Annotated in this window: 17 protein-coding genes; 10 read left to right on the forward strand and 7 right to left on the reverse strand. The window is 62.6% G+C overall.

The annotated features are described in order from the left end of the window. Positions 1–2: 2 nt before the first annotated feature. Complete coding sequence (locus tag NA29_RS01495; RefSeq protein ID WP_039402004.1) at positions 3–566, reverse strand: 5-formyltetrahydrofolate cyclo-ligase; 564 nt, start codon at positions 564–566, stop codon at positions 3–5. A 122-nt stretch (positions 567–688) separates the two neighbouring features. Between NA29_RS01495 and NA29_RS01500 the strand changes: the two genes are divergently transcribed. From NA29_RS01500 to NA29_RS01515, 4 genes are all read left to right on the forward strand, one after another. Further along, a complete protein-coding gene (locus tag NA29_RS01500) occupies positions 689–2,695 on the forward strand; it encodes a lytic transglycosylase domain-containing protein (protein ID WP_039394966.1) in 2,007 nt (668 codons plus the stop codon). 67 nt (positions 2,696–2,762) lie between these two features. After that, positions 2,763–3,713, forward strand: a complete 951-nt coding sequence (locus NA29_RS01505; protein WP_039394969.1) for a complex I NDUFA9 subunit family protein — start codon at positions 2,763–2,765, stop codon at positions 3,711–3,713. Between the two features lie 128 nt (positions 3,714–3,841). Continuing rightward, positions 3,842–4,486, forward strand: a complete 645-nt coding sequence (locus NA29_RS01510; RefSeq protein WP_039394972.1) for a glutathione S-transferase family protein — start codon at positions 3,842–3,844, stop codon at positions 4,484–4,486. After that, complete coding sequence (locus tag NA29_RS01515) at positions 4,483–5,733, forward strand: multifunctional CCA addition/repair protein (RefSeq protein ID WP_039394974.1); 1,251 nt, start codon at positions 4,483–4,485, stop codon at positions 5,731–5,733. Before NA29_RS01510 ends, NA29_RS01515 begins: the two co-directional genes overlap by 4 nt. Positions 5,734–5,852: 119 nt before the next feature. Here the strand turns inward: NA29_RS01515 and NA29_RS01520 are convergent, their stop codons facing one another. The 3 genes from NA29_RS01520 to NA29_RS01530 all read right to left on the reverse strand — a co-directional run bounded on the left by NA29_RS01520 (position 5,853) and on the right by NA29_RS01530 (position 8,503). Next, positions 5,853–6,764: a glutamate/aspartate ABC transporter substrate-binding protein gene (locus tag NA29_RS01520; RefSeq protein ID WP_052252436.1), complete on the reverse strand. Its 912-nt coding sequence runs from the start codon at positions 6,762–6,764 to the stop codon at positions 5,853–5,855. Positions 6,765–7,047: 283 nt separating this feature from the next. After that, on the reverse strand, positions 7,048–7,242 hold the full coding sequence (locus tag NA29_RS01525; protein ID WP_039394978.1) for a DUF2905 domain-containing protein: 195 nt from the start codon (positions 7,240–7,242) through the stop codon (positions 7,048–7,050). Positions 7,243–7,288: 46 nt separating this feature from the next. Then, positions 7,289–8,503 (reverse strand): class I SAM-dependent methyltransferase, encoded by a 1,215-nt coding sequence (locus tag NA29_RS01530; RefSeq protein ID WP_039394982.1) that lies wholly within the window; start codon positions 8,501–8,503, stop codon positions 7,289–7,291. A 256-nt stretch (positions 8,504–8,759) separates the two neighbouring features. Here NA29_RS01530 and NA29_RS01535 point away from each other — a divergent pair, with 256 nt between their 5' ends. From NA29_RS01535 to glmS, 5 genes are all read left to right on the forward strand, one after another. Further along, a complete protein-coding gene (locus tag NA29_RS01535) occupies positions 8,760–9,620 on the forward strand; it encodes an SDR family oxidoreductase (protein ID WP_084103360.1) in 861 nt (286 codons plus the stop codon). Between the two features lie 21 nt (positions 9,621–9,641). Then, complete coding sequence (locus NA29_RS01540) at positions 9,642–10,037, forward strand: dihydroneopterin aldolase (RefSeq protein ID WP_039394985.1); 396 nt, start codon at positions 9,642–9,644, stop codon at positions 10,035–10,037. 1 nt (position 10,038) lies between these two features. Next, positions 10,039–11,007: a tRNA 2-thiocytidine(32) synthetase TtcA gene (ttcA, locus tag NA29_RS01545; RefSeq protein ID WP_084103362.1), complete on the forward strand. Its 969-nt coding sequence runs from the start codon at positions 10,039–10,041 to the stop codon at positions 11,005–11,007. 154 nt (positions 11,008–11,161) lie between these two features. Beyond that, the gene (glmU, locus tag NA29_RS01550; protein WP_039394988.1) at positions 11,162–12,523 is read left to right on the forward strand and encodes a bifunctional UDP-N-acetylglucosamine diphosphorylase/glucosamine-1-phosphate N-acetyltransferase GlmU; all 1,362 of its coding nucleotides are present in this window, start codon (positions 11,162–11,164) and stop codon (positions 12,521–12,523) included. Positions 12,524–12,631: 108 nt separating this feature from the next. Then, positions 12,632–14,461 carry a glutamine--fructose-6-phosphate transaminase (isomerizing) gene (gene glmS / locus NA29_RS01555; protein ID WP_039394991.1) on the forward strand — a complete coding sequence of 610 codons (1,830 nt, stop codon included), beginning with the start codon at positions 12,632–12,634 and terminating at the stop codon, positions 14,459–14,461. Positions 14,462–14,584: 123 nt separating this feature from the next. Here glmS and NA29_RS01560 read toward each other — a convergent pair whose 3' ends face one another. Both NA29_RS01560 and NA29_RS01565 read right to left on the reverse strand, forming a co-directional pair. After that, positions 14,585–14,941, reverse strand: a complete 357-nt coding sequence (locus NA29_RS01560; protein ID WP_039394994.1) for a VOC family protein — start codon at positions 14,939–14,941, stop codon at positions 14,585–14,587. Then, positions 14,938–15,363 carry a DUF3224 domain-containing protein gene (locus tag NA29_RS01565; RefSeq protein WP_039394997.1) on the reverse strand — a complete coding sequence of 142 codons (426 nt, stop codon included), beginning with the start codon at positions 15,361–15,363 and terminating at the stop codon, positions 14,938–14,940. Before NA29_RS01565 ends, NA29_RS01560 begins: the two co-directional genes overlap by 4 nt. Before the next feature lie 168 nt (positions 15,364–15,531). Between NA29_RS01565 and NA29_RS01570 the strand changes: the two genes are divergently transcribed. Next, entirely contained in the window at positions 15,532–16,185 is a 654-nt protein-coding gene (locus NA29_RS01570) for a YjaZ family protein (RefSeq protein WP_150777163.1), read from the forward strand. A 316-nt stretch (positions 16,186–16,501) separates the two neighbouring features. On the opposite strand, the gene NA29_RS01575 is transcribed toward NA29_RS01570, so the two are convergent. Then, complete coding sequence (locus NA29_RS01575) at positions 16,502–17,656, reverse strand: porin (RefSeq protein WP_039395004.1); 1,155 nt, start codon at positions 17,654–17,656, stop codon at positions 16,502–16,504. Positions 17,657–17,770: the final 114 nt, after the last annotated feature.

Here is a 17,770-nt window from a genome sequence, read left to right on the forward strand (position 1 = left end):
AATTAGCGTGGGTTGCCGGGAGGGCGGGCGTAGGTGGCCGATTCCGTCACGATGGCGTCGAGCGCCAGATCGTGCGCTTCGGCGCTGAGGTCCTGAACTTCGAGAAGGTCGTAGGCAATACCGAGCGTTTGCGGGGCGGGTTCCATCGCATGTAGCGTGCGGTCGTAGAAGCCTCCGCCGTAGCCGAGGCGCAGACCGTCGCGCGTGAAGCCGACGCAGGGCACCAGCAGCAGGTCGGGAACCAGCACTTCGGTGTCGCGCGGGACCGGGATGCGGTAGCGGCCTTCCATCATGGGGGTGTCGGGTGTCCAGCGATGGAAGACAAGCGGGGTGGCCGGTGCGGTGACGACCGGCAGGGCAGCGAATCTGGGCGTATCGGGCGACGCTGCGACCAGCCACGTGGCGACGACATCGCGGGCGTCGAATTCGTCCTGAATGGGCCAGTAAAAGCCAATGCAGCGCGGGGCACGGCGCGAAAGCTCGTCGGTCAGCCGGGTGGCGAGTGCGGTGTCACGCTCGGCGCGTGCGTCGAGGGTGCTGCGGGCGTCGAGCAACGCGCGGCGCAGCAGGGCTTTCGGGCGTGCGTTCGCCGACGTTGCGTCCGCCCCATTTCCAGACGTCTGGGCCGCCGATTGGGCGGGGTCCCGTGCTATGCTTGAATTCACTTTTTACCCGACGCTCCACGAAGATGTCCGAACGTTTGACCCGAGTATATCGCGCCGCCGCGCTCGCCCTGACCGCTGCCGCGCTGGTGGCCTGCAGCACGACCCAGGCGACAGGACGTCCCAAGGCGCAGTCGGCGGCAAGCCGCTCGGCGCCATCGGCCGACGCGCTGTCGCAGCGCTCGCCGGACGACATCTTCGTCCAATTGCGCGAGGCGGCCCGCAGCAATGACGCACCGCGCGCCGCCGCACTCGCCGCGATGCTCACCGACTACGACGTGCCGTCGTACGTCCAGTATTTCCAGATCAAGCCGCGCATGTTCGACCGTTCGGGCAAGGCGCTTCTCGACGCACCCGACGACGATATCCGCGCCTTCTTGCGCACGTATGACGGTCAGGCCATTGCCGATCGCATGCGCAACGACTGGCTGCTCGTGCTGGGCAAGCGCCACGACTGGCGCACGTTCGACGCCGAGTACCCGAAGTTCGCCCTCGACGACGACACCCAGGTCAAGTGCTACGCGCTGATGTCGCGTGCCTCGCGCGGGGAGAACGTCACGCAGGCCGCCATCGATCTGCTGACCACGCCGAAGAACTATGGCGAGGGCTGCATCGACATGATCAATACGCTCGCCGCGAGCGGTCAGTTGCCGCGTCAGGAAGTCTGGCATCAGATTCGTCTGGCGTACGAGGAGAACTACACCTCGCTGGGCAAGCAGATTGCCGATGCGCTGGGTGCGGCGCGTCCGGACGACACGTTGCTCGACATGGCGGCGACGCGTCCGGCGCAGATTCTGGCGCGCGGCGTGGATGGCTCGGAGGCGTCGCGTCAACTGGCGCTGCTCGCCACCGTGCGCATGGCCCGCTCGGACGCCATGCTCGCCGCGAGCAGCTTCAGCAGTATCGCGGGCAGCCTGTCGCAAGACGAACGCGCCATCGGCTGGGGTGCGATCGGCATGCGTGGTGCGCTGTCGCAGAATCCGATGGCGATCAACTGGTACCGTCAGGCGGGCACCGCCAAGCTCTCGAACACGGCACAGGAATGGAAGATTCGCGCGGCGTTGCGCGCGGGCGACTGGAATCTCGTGCGCACGGGCATCGAAGCGATGCCGGCCGCGTTGCGCGACGACGGTGTCTGGACTTACTGGTATGGTCGCGCGCTGCGCGAAGCCGGGCAGGGCGATGCCGCGCGTGCGCAGTTCCAGAAGATCGCGTCGCAACCGAACTTCTACGGTCAGCTGGCGAACGAGGAACTGGGCAACAAGACGATGCTGCCGCCGCGCACGGCCGTCACTCGTGCCGAGATCGACGCCAACCGCTCGAACGCCGGTTTCCTGCGTGCTGCCAAGTTCTACGACATGGGCTTGCGCTTCGAAGGCAACCGCGAGTGGAACTGGGAATTGCGCAACATGACCGACCGTCAGCTGATCGCCGCCGCGCAGTACGCCAACGGTATCGAACTGTTCGACCGTGCGGTGAATACGGCGGATCGCACGAAGGTGGAGCACGACTTCTCGCTGCGCTATCTGATGCCGTTCCGCGACAAGGTCGACCGCTTCTCCAAGATCGTCGATCTCGACGAAGCGTGGGCGTACGGCCTGATCCGTCAGGAATCGCGTTTCATCATCAATGCCCGTTCGTCCGCCGGAGCCGGTGGCCTGATGCAAGTGATGCCCGCCACGGCGAAGATGGTCGCCAAGCAGATCGGCATCGACTACAGCCCGGGCATGATGCACGACATCGATACCAATATCCGTCTGGGTACGAGCTATCTGTCGGATATCTACAATAAGTTCGACGGCTCGGCGGTGCTCGCGTCGGCCGGTTATAACGCTGGCCCGGGACGGCCGCGCACGTGGCGCTCTACCCTCGACCGCCCGGTCGAAGGCGCGATCTTCGCTGAGACGATTCCGTTCAACGAGACGCGTCAGTATGTCGAGAACGTGTTGTCGAATACGACGTATTACTCGGCCATCATCACGGGCCGTCCGCAATCGCTCAAGGAGCGACTCGGCGTCATCCTGCCCCAGTGACGGCCAATGGCTGTCCTCGGGGTGTGGCCGGGTCCGCGAACCCACAGTCATAACGCGGAGGTGACGCATGCGCTATAACGTTTGTGTCGTCGGTGGCACCGGCTTCATCGGTAGCCATCTGGTGGCCCGGCTGGTCACGCTGGGACACGCCGTGCGTCTGCCGACGCGGCGTGTCGAAGCCGCCAAGGCGCTCGGTGTGCTACCCGGCGTGGAACTCGTCGAGTGCGACGTGCATGACCCGCGCGCCCTCGAACGCGTGATCGCGGGCAGCGATGCCGTCATCAATCTCGTCGGTATTCTGCATAGCGACCGAGGCACGCCCTACGGCCGCGCGTTTGCGCGGGCGCACGTGGAACTGCCACGCAAGATCGCGCAGGCCTGCAACGACCGTGGCGTTACCCGGCTAGTTCATATGAGCGCGCTCGGCGCGGATTCGAACGGCCCGAGCATGTACCAGCGCTCAAAGGGCGACGGCGAGGCGGTGATTCGCGAGTCGGGCCTTGCGGCGACGATCTTCCGTCCGTCGGTGGTCTTCGGCCCCGGCGACCATTTCCTGAATACGTTTGCGAAGCTGCAACGGCGTCTGCCGATCGTGCCGCTGGCCAGTGCGAACGCGCGCTTCCAGCCGATCTATGTGACGGACGTTGCGCAAGCGTTTGCGCGGGCGCTGGAATGCGACGCCACCATCGGCAAGACGTACGAACTCGGTGGACCTGAGGCGTACACGCTCGAAGCGCTGGTGCGTTTCGCGGGCGCGGCCTGCGGCTGCGAGCGTCCCATCCTGCCGCTGCCGGACAGCACCGCACGACTTCAGGCCGCGATCTTCGAGAAGCTCCCGGGCGAGCCGATCATCACGCGCGACAATCTCGATTCGATGACGGTCGACAACGTGCTGACCGGCCCGCTGGCCCCGGAGCTCGATCTGACGCCGAACGGTCTGGAAATCGCCGTCGACTATCTGAACGGCGGCAATTGGGAAAAGCGGATGTCGGACTATCGCCGCTTCGCCGGACGTTAGGCTCGACTGAACGACGGACGTAGCACCGTCAGTTACAACTTCGCTGCATCGGTTTCATCTGCTTCATCGCTACGCCATCACAAGCCAACGCGCGGCGCTCAGGCGCTGCGCGGGCAAAGAAGGTCCTCATGCAACTCATCATCGCCAACAAAAAATACTCCTCGTGGTCGATGCGTCCCTGGGTGCTGCTCAAGCACTTCGGCATCGCGTTCGAAGAGAAGAACGTGTGGCTCGCGCAGCCCGATTCGCGCGAGCAGATCCTGCGCTACTCGCCCACGGGCAAGGTGCCTTGTCTGATCGATAACGGCATCACCGTCTGGGATTCGCTCGCCATCTGCGAATACCTGGCCGACGCCTATCCGCATCTGCCGCTGTGGCCGAAGTCGCTGGGCACCCGCGCGCATGCCCGCAGTATCTGTGCCGAGATGCACAGCGGTTTCACCGCGTTGCGCACCAATATGTGGATGAACGTTGCGGCCCACTGGCCCGGCGCCGGTGCGACGCCCGAGGCGCTCGCCGACGTCCGCCGCGTCGAAGCGATCTGGGAAGACTGCCTCGCGCGCTACGAAGGTCCGTTCCTCTTTGGCGACTTCTCGATTGCCGACGCGTTCTATGCCCCCATCGTGATGCGCTTCACGACGTTCGAGCCCGCGTTGTCGGCGCATGCACAGGCGTATGCCGAGCGCATTCGCGAAGTGCCTGCGGTGCAGGCGTGGGTGGCGGCCGGTCGTGCGGAGACGCAGAGCGTCGCTTTCTACGACGTGCGCCCATGAAGATTTACGCCGTCGGCGGTGCGATTCGCGACGCCATGCTGGGACTGCCTGTGAAAGACCGCGACTATGTCGTGGTCGGTGCGACGCCGGAAGAGATGGTGCGACAGGGCTTCCGTCCGGTGGGGCGCGACTTCCCGGTGTTTCTGCATCCCAAGACACAAGCCGAGTATGCGCTGGCGCGTACCGAGCGCAAGACGGCGCGTGGCTACCATGGCTTCTCGTTCTACTTCGCGCCGGAAGTCACGCTGGAGGAGGATCTGATCCGGCGCGACTTCACCATCAATGCCATGGCCCGCGAAGTGCTGCCGGACGACAGTCTGTCCGACGTGCTGGTCGACCTCTATGGCGGCAAGCGCGATCTGGACGCCCGCGTGTTTCGTCATGTCGGCGAGGCGTTTGCAGAAGATCCGGTGCGTATTCTGCGCTGCGCACGGTTTGCCGCGCGCTTCACCGACTTCACCGTCGCCGACGAGACGATGGCGCTGATGCAGACGATGACGGCCAACGGCGAAGTCGACGCATTGGTGGCCGAGCGGGTCTGGCAGGAAATTTCGCGCGGGTTGATGGAACATCGCCCATCGCGCATGTTCGATGTTCTGCGTGAGTCAGGGGCGCTCGCGCGCATTCTGCCGGAGGTCTCCCAGTTGTGGGGCGTGCCGCAACGTGCCGACTTCCATCCGGAGGTGGACACCGGCGTGCACGTGATGATGGTGCTCGACTACGCCGCGCAGCAGGGCTATTCGCTGCCGGTACGTTTCGCTGCGCTCACGCACGATCTCGGCAAGGGCACGACGCCGGAAGATGTCCTGCCTCGCCACATCGGACACGAGGGGCGCAGCGTCGGATTGCTCGGTCCGTTGTGTGCACGGTTACGCGTGCCGGTCGAGTGCCGGGAACTGGCGCAGGTCGTGGCGCGCGAGCACGGCAACATCCATGCAAGTCAGAAGTTCGGCGCGGGTGCGTTGGTGCGCCTGCTGGAGCGGTGCGATGCTCTGCGCAAACCGGAGCGGTTCGTCGAAGTATTGCAAGCGTGCGAAGCGGATGCACGTGGGCGTGGCGGTGACTTCGCGACGGCGCCATATCCACAACGCGAGCGTTTGCTGGCGGCGCTGGACGCGGCGCGTAGCATCGATGCCGGGGCGGTGGCAGGTCAGTACGCAGACAACCCGGGGAAGATTCGCGAAGCGGTTCAGGCCGCGCGCATCGATGCCGTCGACGCGGCAGGGTTGGGCGGCGAAGAGAGCTAACCCATTCGTCAGACGGAACGACAGAGGGGCATGCGAGACTTCCGAATCTCGCCTGCCCCTCATTGTTTACTTCGCTATTGCGCCGCTTTCCGGACGCTTTCCCGCCGCCCTCGTCCTGCTTACTCGAATGCCTTGTCGTTCGGGTTCGCGTAGAGCTGCTTGAGCTGCTCGCTCATCGGGAAATTGAAGTTGATGTTCTTCGGCGGCACCGGCGTCTCGAACCACTTCTTGTACATGGCGTTGATCTCGCCGCTCTTCATCACACCTGCGAGCGTGTCGTCCACCAGCTTTTTGAACTCGGTGTCGCCGTGCTTCATCATGAAGCCGTACGCTTCGAACGACTGCGGCTTGCCCGTCACGACCCACTCGTCGGGATTGCGACCCATCGTGCGCGCACCGGCAAGCAATACGTCATCCATCATGAATGCCTGAACGCGTCCGCCCTGAAGCATGGTGAACGACTCGCCGTAGTCCTTGCCGGAAATGACGTTCATGCCCATCTTCTTCTCGTTGTTCATCTTGTTCAGGATGCGCTCTGAGGTCGTTCCGGCATTGGTCACGACGGGCTTGCCCGCCAGATCCGGGAAGTCCTTGATGCCCGAATTCTTGTTCGTGAGCAGGCGCGTGCCCGCGACGAAGAACGTGTTCGAGAAATTGACCTGCGACTGACGCGCCGTGAGGTTCGTCGTCACGCCGCACTCGATGTCGACCGTGCCGTTCTGCACGAGCGCGATGCGGTTCTGCGACGTGACGGGGATAAAGCGGACTTGCAGATCCGGCTTCTTAAGACGCGTTTTGACTGCGTCCACGACCTTGTTGCACAGGTCCTGAGAGTAACCGATGACGTTATGACCGTTGTCGTAATACGAGAACGGAATGGACGATTCGCGATGGCCGATGGAAATCACACCGCTGCTTTCGATCTTTTGCAGCGTCTCCGACGTACCCTGCGCCAGCGCCGCACCGGCCGCCAACGTCATCGCTACGGCCAACACCCCGCGCATCACCCCGGTCAATCGCGTCTTGATCATGTCCTGCTCCTGAAATGGTCTTCCCGTGATTCAAATTGAATCATTTGTTTCATGTTAATTTTTTTGCAACAAATGATCAAATCATAGTTAACCCGGAAAACGACAGGGTTATGCACCACGTCGTGAGACGCGAAGGCGCAACGAACTATTGGCGGGGACTGACGGGGAAGACGGGGCGGTGCGGGGCGAATGCGATTGGAGCGGCCGATGAACGGCGTTGCAACGGGTGTTGCGGCGGGTGGGGTGTTGTGCCAGTTGTGGCGGTTGTGGAGTGCAGCGATTGTTACAGCAAACGAATCAGCAGGTTGAAGATAAGCGAGAGCAGCACGGTCGAGGCAAACGGGAAGACCATTTCCTTACCGCGCCAGCGCAGACGCACGTCACCGGGCAGGCGGCCGATGCCGAGTTTGGTCAGCCAGGGCGCGGCTGCCGAGAGGACGCAGATCGCGAAGAAGATGGTGAACATCCAGCGAAACATCGGGGCGGCCTCTCGGTTGGGCGTGATTTGACGTTGGCGTAGCGGATCAGAGGGCGTGACTGCGGTCGCCGTTGACGAAGCCGACCAGCCCGGCCCATTCGTCCATTGCGCGTCCGAAGGCGATGACCTTGAAGAGCTCGCCCATCTCAGCCTCGGAAAGCAGTTTCTGCGCGGCGGCGGCCGCAGGCAGGAACGTCTTCGGGTCGGTCGGGTCGAGTGCGCTCATCAGATCGACGATGCCCGCATTCATCAGGAAGCGCGCCTGCGACGTGAAGCCCAGCAGGTCGAGACCGGCTTCCACACCGGCGTCGGCGATACCCGAAAACTCTACGTGCGCGGTGATGTCCTGCAAGCCCGGGTAATAGAAGGGGTCGTCGTGCGCGTGGTGACGGTAGTGGCACATGAGCGTGCCGCCTGCGCGCTGCGGATGGTAGTACTCGCGTGCGGGGAAGCCGTAATCGATCAGCAGCAGCACGCCGCGCGCAAGCAAGGGGGCGACGCTGCGCACGAAGGCCGCGGCGGCTTCGTGTGTTTCCGTCAGATATTCCTGCGTCGGAGGCAGATCGGCCAATGCGTTGAGCGCTTGCGGCAGCGGGCCGGTGTAAAGCCGCTCTTCCCACGCGAAGCCTTCCGGCGTGAGCACGACGCCGCGCTCGAACCAGACCGGCTGACCGTCGGCATCCGGACGACGGGCCCACAGGCGTACGGGCATGGCGTCGAGGACTTCGTTGCCGATCATCGTGCCGTGGAAGGCGTCGGGCAACTGATCGAGCCACGTCACACGATCCAGCAGATGCGGTGCGGCTTTTTCAATAGTGTCGCGTTGGCGGGTGCGAAGTTCGCCCGAGAGTTCCATGATCGAGTACTGCTCGCACGGCGTGCCTTCGGCTTCGAGGGCGAGCAGCAGATCGGCCGCGAGGCGTCCGGACCCGGCACCGAACTCCAGTACTTGCGCGTCACCCGTCTGTTCGAAGACTTCGCCGATCTGCCGCGCGAGCGTGCGCGCGAAGAACGGTGTGAGTTCCGGTGCGGTGACGAAGTCGCTGCCGTCGGCGGCGAGGCGTCCGAACTTGGCGGCACCGGCGGCGTAATAGCCGAGGCCGGGCGCGTACAGGGCCAGTTCCATGAAGCGATCGAACGGCAACCAGCCGCCGTCAGCTTCAATGGTGTCGGCGAGATATGCCGTGAGGCGGCGCGAGTGTTCGAGCGCGTCCGTCTCCGGAACGGGTAAACTATGGGGTTTCGGTGCGGCCTGATTCATGCGGGCATTGTAACGGAGACGGTGCAGACTGGTTGCTATGGTTGAGATAGTGCGTCTGTGGGCGAATTCGACGCGTTTTGCGCCGATTTTTGCTGGTTTTCGATAGTTTTTGCGTGTTTTTCGCCAGTTTGCGCAACGCTCGGCCTCCGCCAGGAGTCCGGCAGAAGGTTCGCAGGCTGTTGTGTCCCGCTGCCGCTGAAGCCTCAGGACGCCCGAAGTTCGTTCATCCGCCCGCTGTGAAACAGGAATTCGCCGCATGACCGTTGCATCGACGCCACGCCCTGTCCCCGACGCAAATGACGCCGCTCGCACGTCCGACGTGCTGCACGCGTCGCATGCATCGCGCGTTGCGTTGGTGACCGGCGGCGCGCGCCGCATCGGGCGCGCCATCGCGCTGAAGCTTGCGAGCCTGGGCTGGGACGTCGCCGTGCACTACGAGCGCTCGCATGACGAGGCGCTTGAAACGGTGGCTGCCATCGAGGCGATGGGTCGCCGCGCGGTGGCGTTGCAGGCGTCGCTCGCCGACGAAGCCGCCACCGTCGCGCTGATCGGGCGTTGCCGTGAGGCCCTGGGCGCGCCCGTGTGTCTGGTGAACAATGCGTCGCGCTTCGAGTACGATTGCGCCGACGATTTCGGCTACCAGGCGCTGGAGCGCCACATGCGCGTGAACGCAGGCGCGCCGCTGGTGCTGGCGCGCGAGATGCACGCGGCGCTGGGTGAGTCCGGGCGTGGCGTCGTCGTCAATCTGCTCGATCAGAAGCTGGCGAATCCGAACCCCGATTACCTGTCGTACACGCTGTCGAAGGCGGCGCTCGATGTGGCGACGACGTTGCTCGCACAAGCATTTGCACCGCGCTTGCGTGTGGTCGGCGTAGCACCGGGCGTCACGCTTCTGTCCGTCGACCAGACGCCAGCGGGTTTTGCCGCCGCGCATGCGTCGACGCCGCTGGGCGCGTCGTCCACGCCGGAAGACATCGCCGAAGCCGTCGCCTATCTGGCGCAGGCGCCCGCCGTCACAGGCACGGTGTTGTATGTGGACGGTGGCCAACATCTCGCGAGTTCGTCGCGCGACGTGAAATTTCTGACCGAGCCGGCCGATGCCGACCGGTCTCGTTGATTGTCATTACGAGTCTTCAAAATGCATAGCGCTCTTTCCCACCCCCGCCTGATGGACTGCCGTCGCATGTTCCTGCGCGACTACGAGGTGTTCATCAACATCGGCGTGCACGATCACGAAAAGCGTGGCGAGCAGCGCGTGCTGATCAATGTGCAACTGTTTGTCCCGCTCGCCGAGAGCACGCCCACGGAAGACAAGCTCGATGAAGTGGTGGATTACGACTTCATGCGCGAGACCATCGCCAAGCGTGTGGGGCAGGGCCACATTCACTTGCAAGAAACCCTTTGCGACGACGTCGCGCGTGCGCTGCTGGCGCATCCGCGCGTGCGCGCCGTGGGGGTGTCGACCGAGAAGCCCGACGTCTACCCCGATTGCCACTCGGTCGGCATCGAAGTGTTTCAGATGAAGGATGCCTGACATGAGTGCCGTCATGCCTGAGACCGGCGCGCCACTGGCTGCGACCGGCAATGCCGCCGCCGCCGACAGCGTGAAGAAAGCGCAGAAGCTCGCGTTCGAGAACAACAAGCTCGAAAAGCGCCTGTTCCGTCTGACGGGGCAGGCCATCGGTGACTACAACATGATCGAGCAGGGCGATCGCGTCATGGTGTGCATGTCCGGCGGTAAGGACAGCTATGCCATGCTCGATATTCTGCTCAAGCTGCGCGAGCGTGCGCCGATCGACTTCTCTATCGTCGCCGTCAACCTCGATCAGAAGCAGCCCGGCTTTCCCGAACACGTGCTGCCGGATTACTTCCGTTCCATCGGCGTGGACTTCCACATCGAGAATCAGGACACGTATTCCATCGTCAAGCGCGTGGTGCCCGAGGGCAAGACCACCTGCTCGCTGTGCTCGCGTCTGCGTCGCGGCATTCTGTATCGCGTGGCTGGCGAACTCGGTGCGACGAAGATCGCGCTGGGCCACCATCGCGATGACATCATCGAGACGCTGTTCCTGAACATTTTCTACGGTGGCAAGCTCAAAGGCATGCCGCCAAAGCTGCAATCGGACGACGGCAAGAACGTGGTGATCCGACCGCTCGCGTATGTGCGCGAACCGGATCTCGAGCGTTACGCCGAGTACAAGCAGTTTCCGATCATTCCGTGCACGTTGTGCGGCAGCCAGCCGAACCTGAAGCGCGCCGAGATGAAGTCGCTCATCCGCCTGTGGGAAAAGCAGCACCCGGGGCGCATCAAGTCGATTTTCAGCGCGTTGTCGAACGTGGTGCCGTCGCATCTGATGGACACGGGCCTTCACGACTTCCGGAATTTGCGTGCGACGGGGCAGCCCGATCCGCTCGGCGACATTGCGTTCGACGAAGCGCCCTGCGGCGATGAGGACGATGCGGGCATCATCCGCATCAATCAATTGACGCAATTCGACGACTGATCGACATCGACGACTGACGCACGACGGGCGCGTATCTTGCGAACCGAATCGTGCGCCAGACGTGTCCCCAGTGATCCCCGCGCTGTCATCGGCCGGGGACGCGAGATCCCGACACACTGACAAACGCCTCCCACTTTCGAATCGTCACGACGCCATGAATATTGTGATTCTCGCCGCCGGCATGGGTAAGCGCATGCGCTCGAAGTTGCCCAAGGTGTTGCAGCCGCTGGCTGGCCGCCCGTTGCTCTCACACGTGATTGCGACTGCGCGTCAACTCGCGCCGGGCAAGCTCATCGTAGTGATCGGGCACGGTGGCGACGCCGTGCGCGAAGCCGTATCTGCGCAGGACATCCTGTTCGCAGAGCAGACGCATCAGTTGGGCACAGGGCACGCCGTGCAGCAAGCGGCGTCGCAGCTCGACGAATCGGTGCCGACCCTCGTGCTCTACGGAGACGTGCCGCTCACGCGCGTCGAGACCTTGCAAGGACTGCTCGATGCAGCGGGCAACGACAAGCTGGGTGTGCTCACCGTCGATCTCGACAACCCGACAGGCTATGGTCGCATCGTGCGCGATGCGGCGGGCAACGTGCAGCGTATCGTCGAACAGAAAGATGCCAACGAGGCCGAGCTGGCGATTCGTGAGATCAATACGGGGATCGTCGTCGCCCCGACGCGCGCGCTCAAGGGATGGCTCGGCGGTCTGAAGAATCAGAATGCGCAGGGCGAGTACTACCTGACCGACGTGATCGCCTGTGCGGTGGCGGACGGCGTGTCCGTCGTCACCACGCAGCCAGCGTTTGCTTGGGAGCCGAACGGCGTGAACGACAAGGCGCAGCTGGCCGCGCTGGAGCGCGACTATCAGCGCAATGCGGCGGGGGCACTGCTCGCGGCCGGTGTCACGCTGATCGATCCGGCGCGCTTCGATGTTCGTGGGGAGATCGTCTGCGGCACCGACGTTTCCATCGACGTGAACTGTGTCTTCGAAGGCAAGGTCACGATCGGCGACGGAGCTACCATCGGTGCGAACTGCGTCATTCGCAATACCACGATCGGTGCGGACACCCGTATCGAAGCGTTCAGTCATCTGGACGGCGCAGTGGTCGGGGCGAATGCGGTCATCGGGCCGTACGCCCGTCTGCGCCCTGGCGCCGATCTGGCGGACGACGTGCACATCGGCAACTTCGTGGAAGTGAAGAATGCATCGATGGCCAAGGGGTCGAAGGCGAACCATCTGGCGTACGTCGGCGATTCGACCGTGGGCGCGCGTGTGAATATCGGTGCAGGCACGATCACGTGCAACTACGACGGCGCGAACAAGCACCGCACGATTATCGAGGACGATGTCTTCATCGGTTCGGACACGCAACTGGTAGCCCCCGTCACGGTCCGACGCGGTACGACGATTGCCGCTGGCACGACAGTCTGGAAGGACACGCCGGAAGATGCACTGGTGCTCAACGGCAAGACGCAGGAAGCGAAGACGGGTTATGTCCGCCCGCGCAAGCAGAAGCAGTAAAATCGACGGTTATGTGCTGGCGCATGGCCGATTGGCGTGCGCTGGTGAGTGAATTCGGATCTCATCCGATTGAATGAGCCAGCGTTTCTGGCTCTTAGGGAAGCGAATATGTGCGGCATTGTCGGCGCGGTGGCGCGACGTAATGTAGTACCGGTACTGGTCGAAGGTTTGCGTCGTCTCGAATATCGTGGCTACGACTCTTGTGGCGTGGCTGTACTCAAGGACGGTGTGCCGCAACGTGCACGCAGCGTCTCGCGCGTGGCTGACCTCGACGAGCAGCTTGCCCAGACGCAACTGACGGGCGAAACGGGCATTGCCCACACGCGCTGGGCAACGCACGGCGCACCGGTCACGAACAACGCGCACCCGATCTTCTCGCGCGACGAAGTGGCACTGGTTCATAACGGCATCATCGAGAACCACGAAAGCCTGCGGGACGAATTGCGCGGTCTTGGCTATGAGTTCGTGTCGCAAACCGACACCGAAGTCATCGCCCATCTGATTCACCACATTCTCTCTAATGGCGCAGCCAGCGATCTGTATCAGGCGGTTCGTCTGGCGACGCGTCGTCTGCATGGCGCTTACGCCATTGCCGTGTTCCGCAAGCAGGAGCCGCATCGCGTCATCGGTGCACGTGCGGGTTCGCCCCTCGTAGTCGGTGTGGGCGAGGGCGAGAACTTCCTCGCGTCGGACGCGCTGGCGCTGGCTGGCACGACCGATCAGTTCATCTATCTGGAAGAGGGCGATGTCGTCGAACTCACGCTGGACGGCGTGAAGATCGTGGATCGCAACGATGCGGCTGTCGAGCGTGAAGTGCGCACCGTTCAGGCTTACACGGGGGCCGTGGAGCTGGGACCGTATCGTCACTACATGCAGAAGGAAATCTTCGAGCAACCGCGCGCGATCGGCGACACGATGGAAGGCGTCGAAGGTATTTCGCCGACGCTCTTCGGCGAGAAAGCCGAAGCGATGCTCAGCAACGTCGATTCGATTCTGATTCTGGCGTGCGGCACGAGTTATTACTCGGGCATGACGGCGAAGTACTGGCTGGAGTCGCTGGCGCAGATTCCGACGCAGGTCGAAGTGGCGAGCGAGTACCGTTACCGCGACAGCGTGCCGAATCCGAAAACGCTGGTCGTGACGATCTCGCAATCGGGTGAGACGGCCGACACGATGGCGGCGCTGCAGCATGCGCAATCGCTGGGCATGACGAATACGCTGGCGATCTGCAATGTGGGAACGAGCGCGATGGTGCGTCAGACCGCGTTGCATTACCTCACGCGTGCGGGCACGGAAATCGGCGTGGCGTCGACAAAGGCGTTCACGACGCAGCTCACGGCGCTGTTCCTGTTGACGCTGACAATTGCGAAGTTGCGCGGCCGTCTGAGCGCGGCGCAAGAGGCGGATTACCTGACGCAGCTGCGTCACCTGCCGTCGGCGCTGCACAGCGTGCTGGCGCTGGAGCCGCAGATCATTGCGTGGGCCGAAGAGTTCGCCCGTCGCGAAAACGCGCTGTTCCTGGGGCGTGGTCTGCACTACCCGATTGCCCTGGAAGGCGCACTCAAGCTCAAGGAAATCTCGTACATCCACGCCGAGGCGTATCCGGCTGGCGAACTGAAGCATGGCCCGCTGGCGCTGGTGACGGATCAGATGCCTGTCGTGACGGTGGCGCCGCGCGACGCGCTGGTGGAGAAGCTGAAGTCGAACATGCAGGAAGTGCGCGCCCGTGGCGGTCAGCTGTATGTGTTTGCCGATTCGGACACGGAGATCGCGAATGCCGAAGGCCTCCATGTGATTCGTATGCCGGAGCACTACGGCCAGTTGTCGCCGATTCTGCACGTCGTGCCGCTGCAACTGCTCGCGTATCACACCGCCTGCGCTCGCGGCACCGACGTCGACAAGCCGCGCAATCTCGCGAAGTCGGTCACGGTGGAGTGAGGTGACGAAGGCGCCTGCGTTTTCAGGCCCCGTCGGCTAGTTCGGAAAGAGGCACCTGCGGGTGCCTCTTTTGCTTTGTGCGTTCAGCGATGTCGACGTGAGTCGTTCCCGGACATCGGTGGCTTACGTCGCGGCCGACCAGACTGCGAGTTCGTAACCATCGGGATCGAGGAAGTGGAAGCGGCGACCGCCGGGAAATGAGAACACGGGACGGCTGATCGTTGCACCGGCCGCTTCGACACGCTGTTGGGCTCCGGCGAGATCGTCTGCGTAGAGGATCACCAGCGGTCCGCCGGGGCGAACCGCTTCTCCTGTCGTGAAGCCACCCGTGAGGCGTCCGTCCGTGAATTCGGTGTACGTCGGGCCGTAGTCGGTGAAGGTCCAGCCGAACACGCTGCCGTAGAACGCTTTGCTGCGTGCAATATCGCAGACGTTGAACTCGATGTTGTCGATCTGACGATCGCGGCCTCGGTGACTCATGCTTGTTCTCCTGCGGAAGACGGTTCGTCGGGAAGGGCGTAGCGGAAGTCGTAAGCGTGCTCTCCGTCGGTGATTTCGATGACGAGACTGCCGGTCAGGCCCGTCAGCGCATCGGTCCCGGAATCGGGCACGACGGTAATGGACTGCGTGGGTACGCCGCGCGTCATTGTCGAGCTGTGTTGCAACACAAACGTCCCGTTGCGTCCATGAAGCGCGCCGCGCACGGTTTCCATGGCGACGTAACCGGCTGAGCCAGGTGTGCCGCTGCGAAACGCCAGCATCTCTCCCCGACCGGTGGCACTCAGATCCCCGTGGTACGTCTTGTCCAGCGAGAGGCGGCCAAGCCCGGTGTCCTGCGCAACGGCACTCAGCGCTTCCGGCCCGAGCTGAACATCGAAAAGCCCTTTGGCGGTTTGGTTCACTTTCGTGCTCCTCCAGTCGAATATGGGTGCTGTGTTTTTGTACAGTGTTGAGTGTACTCAAACTTGCGCAAGATGCAAGCTGCATTTGCGTCGATGACGTATCGATGCCGCTTCGGTCCGATAGTCAGTACTAATGAATTATTGAGTTAGGCCGCGTCCGATTTTTCGGTGCATCTGCTCGCACCGACGCATGCGTTTCTAAAATGGCTGACTTCAACGTTTCCTGATCATGTGCAAATGCTGTTGGTGGAGCCACTGCCTGAGGCCTTGGCAGATGGGCTGCCACGGCCATTCGGCACCGTTAGCTTTCGAGGCGTTGTCTGGGATCTGAGTCATTTGTCGCCATTCGCTTTCAGAGTGCAAATCGCGGAGCGCTGCGATGTCTCCGTGCTGGTGCTATTTTCCTGTCACTGCTTCACTAAAAGCATTCAGTGGGATGCTCGGCCGATTGCTTCGATTCCGACTCAGGAGATTTACACAGACGGACGAGAGCGTCGGGTGCTGTGTCCAGAGCGCTACGCGCTTTCCCGAAAAATCCTACGCAAAATCGTGTTGAGTCTGGGGACTCGACGTATCACGTTAGCAGACGACAGGCGACCAAACTTTGTCACGCACGAACATGTCGATGCGCTGGGCCGAAAGGCGCTCTATGCCGTGTTTTTCGAGGTTGAGAGGGACCGGCGGCGCAAGCGGTTGATCTTGCGGGTGCAGTCGGCGTACGTGCTGGAGGGTGGATTGACGCGACGGCAGCGAGAGGCCAAAAAGATCGCGTTGAGCACGTTGTTACGCAACATCCACAAAGGTTCGCCGATTCGGGCGTAAGTGCATGCGACACTACAAAAACCAACGGCCACCGAAAGGTGGCCGTCGCATGCGGGATTCTCTATCTGACATGTTGCAGAACTCCCACTCCTGGTGGGACCCGGTTGCCCGGGCGGCGCTACGTTTTTCGCACCCGCTGGTACGTAGTTTTCAGGCGGGATACTAATATAGCGGCACGTGCCTGGTCAAGTTGAGGCAGACGTCGCTATTCTCCCGAGTCTAGTCTCCACCCAAACAAAAAAGGAGTCCCTTTCGGGACTCCCTCAACTACTGGAGCACTCAAATCAACGGCTAAACATCTCGCGAAGCGTTTAGCTTAGAACTTGTGGCGCAGGCCCGAGATCACAGCCGTTTGGGTCTTCGTGCTCGACGCACCGCCAGCACCGTTGATCGATGCGGCCGAGGCGTCGCCAGCGGCCTTTTGATAGACACCGACCAGATACACGTCGGTACGCTTCGAGAGCAGGTAGTCCACCGCGGCGTTGACCTGGTGGTACTTCGGACTCAGGTTGGCGAGCGTGGCGCTGCGCGTGCTGGCGTCCGTGTACGTGTACGACAGGCCCAGCAGCAGCGACGGCGTCAGGTTGTACGTGCCGTTCAGTTCGTAGTTCGACACACGTGCGCCCGTGCCGCCAACATACTTCAGCTGCGTGTTGCTATAGATGAAGCCAACGTTTGCCGGACCGAACTTGTAGCTGCCGCCCGTGGCGAGCACGCGCTGCTTGTCCACACCGACCGTTGCCGTGCCGACCTTGGCCGAGTAGAAGTCGCCGCTGTAATCGCCGGTCACTGCACCGCCGGTGTTCGCGCCGTTCGGCGTGCCGACTTCCAGGTAACCGATGCCAAACTTGAACGGACCGTTGGCGTAGCTCGCGCCCAGGCTCCATGCGCGGTTGTTCGAGAAGCCCGTGCCGTTGCCGCTATTGGCCTGGTTTGAGAAGCCATACAGGCCGCCGAACGAGAAGCCAGCGTAGTTGGCGCTCGTGTACTTGATCGAGTTGTTGATGCGGAACGAGTTGTACAGGTTGTCAACGTCGCCGACGTGCGCGCCGAGCTTCGTTGCAAACTGCTTGGCCGACGTCAGGCCGCTCACGAAGTCCACCACGGAGTCGTACTGACGACCGATGGTCACGCTACCGAACGTCTTGTTCGACAGACCGACGAATGCCTGACGGCCGAATTCACGGCTGCCCTGACCCAGAGCACCGTTCGTGATGTTGAAGCCGTTCTCCAGGGTGAAGATGGCCGACGTGCCGCCGCCCAGATCTTCCGAACCCTTCAGACCCCAGCGATTACCCGATTGCAGGCCATCAGCCGTCGTGAAGTTTTTGCTGCCACCGACGTTGCTCACGTAGGCGAGACCCCCATCGAGAACGCCATACAGCGAAACGTTGCTTTGCGCATGTGCAGCACCTGCCGCAGCGGCTGCGATCACGCCAGCCAGTGCGGCGGCCAATTGCGTCTTTTTCATCGGTCGAATCCTCTATCGAAAACTTATTAATCAATTCGAACCCTTCGCCTGTGGACGGGCGCCCCGTGGGTTCGGGCCGAACTATATCGAACGAACCCGCAATTCCATAGGTGT

Source organism: Pandoraea sputorum (assembly GCF_000814845.2).
Lineage (GTDB): Bacteria > Pseudomonadota > Gammaproteobacteria > Burkholderiales > Burkholderiaceae > Pandoraea > Pandoraea sputorum.

Bases quoted from the DNA above. Each gene is read 5' to 3' on its own strand.
- NA29_RS01500 (WP_039394966.1), top strand. From the start codon at position 689: ATGTCCGAACGTTTGACCCGAGTATATCGCGCCGCCGCGCTCGCCCTG.
- NA29_RS01505 (WP_039394969.1), top strand. From the start codon at position 2,763: ATGCGCTATAACGTTTGTGTCGTCGGTGGCACCGGCTTCATCGGTAGC.
- NA29_RS01510 (WP_039394972.1), top strand. From the start codon at position 3,842: ATGCAACTCATCATCGCCAACAAAAAATACTCCTCGTGGTCGATGCGT.
- NA29_RS01515 (WP_039394974.1), top strand. From the start codon at position 4,483: ATGAAGATTTACGCCGTCGGCGGTGCGATTCGCGACGCCATGCTGGGA.
- NA29_RS01520 (WP_052252436.1), bottom strand. From the start codon at position 6,764: ATGATCAAGACGCGATTGACCGGGGTGATGCGCGGGGTGTTGGCCGTA.
- NA29_RS01525 (WP_039394978.1), bottom strand. From the start codon at position 7,242: ATGTTTCGCTGGATGTTCACCATCTTCTTCGCGATCTGCGTCCTCTCG.
- NA29_RS01530 (WP_039394982.1), bottom strand. From the start codon at position 8,503: ATGAATCAGGCCGCACCGAAACCCCATAGTTTACCCGTTCCGGAGACG.
- NA29_RS01535 (WP_084103360.1), top strand. From the start codon at position 8,760: ATGACCGTTGCATCGACGCCACGCCCTGTCCCCGACGCAAATGACGCC.
- NA29_RS01540 (WP_039394985.1), top strand. From the start codon at position 9,642: ATGCATAGCGCTCTTTCCCACCCCCGCCTGATGGACTGCCGTCGCATG.
- ttcA (WP_084103362.1), top strand. From the start codon at position 10,039: ATGAGTGCCGTCATGCCTGAGACCGGCGCGCCACTGGCTGCGACCGGC.
- glmU (WP_039394988.1), top strand. From the start codon at position 11,162: ATGAATATTGTGATTCTCGCCGCCGGCATGGGTAAGCGCATGCGCTCG.
- glmS (WP_039394991.1), top strand. From the start codon at position 12,632: ATGTGCGGCATTGTCGGCGCGGTGGCGCGACGTAATGTAGTACCGGTA.
- NA29_RS01560 (WP_039394994.1), bottom strand. From the start codon at position 14,941: ATGAGTCACCGAGGCCGCGATCGTCAGATCGACAACATCGAGTTCAAC.
- NA29_RS01575 (WP_039395004.1), bottom strand. From the start codon at position 17,656: ATGAAAAAGACGCAATTGGCCGCCGCACTGGCTGGCGTGATCGCAGCC.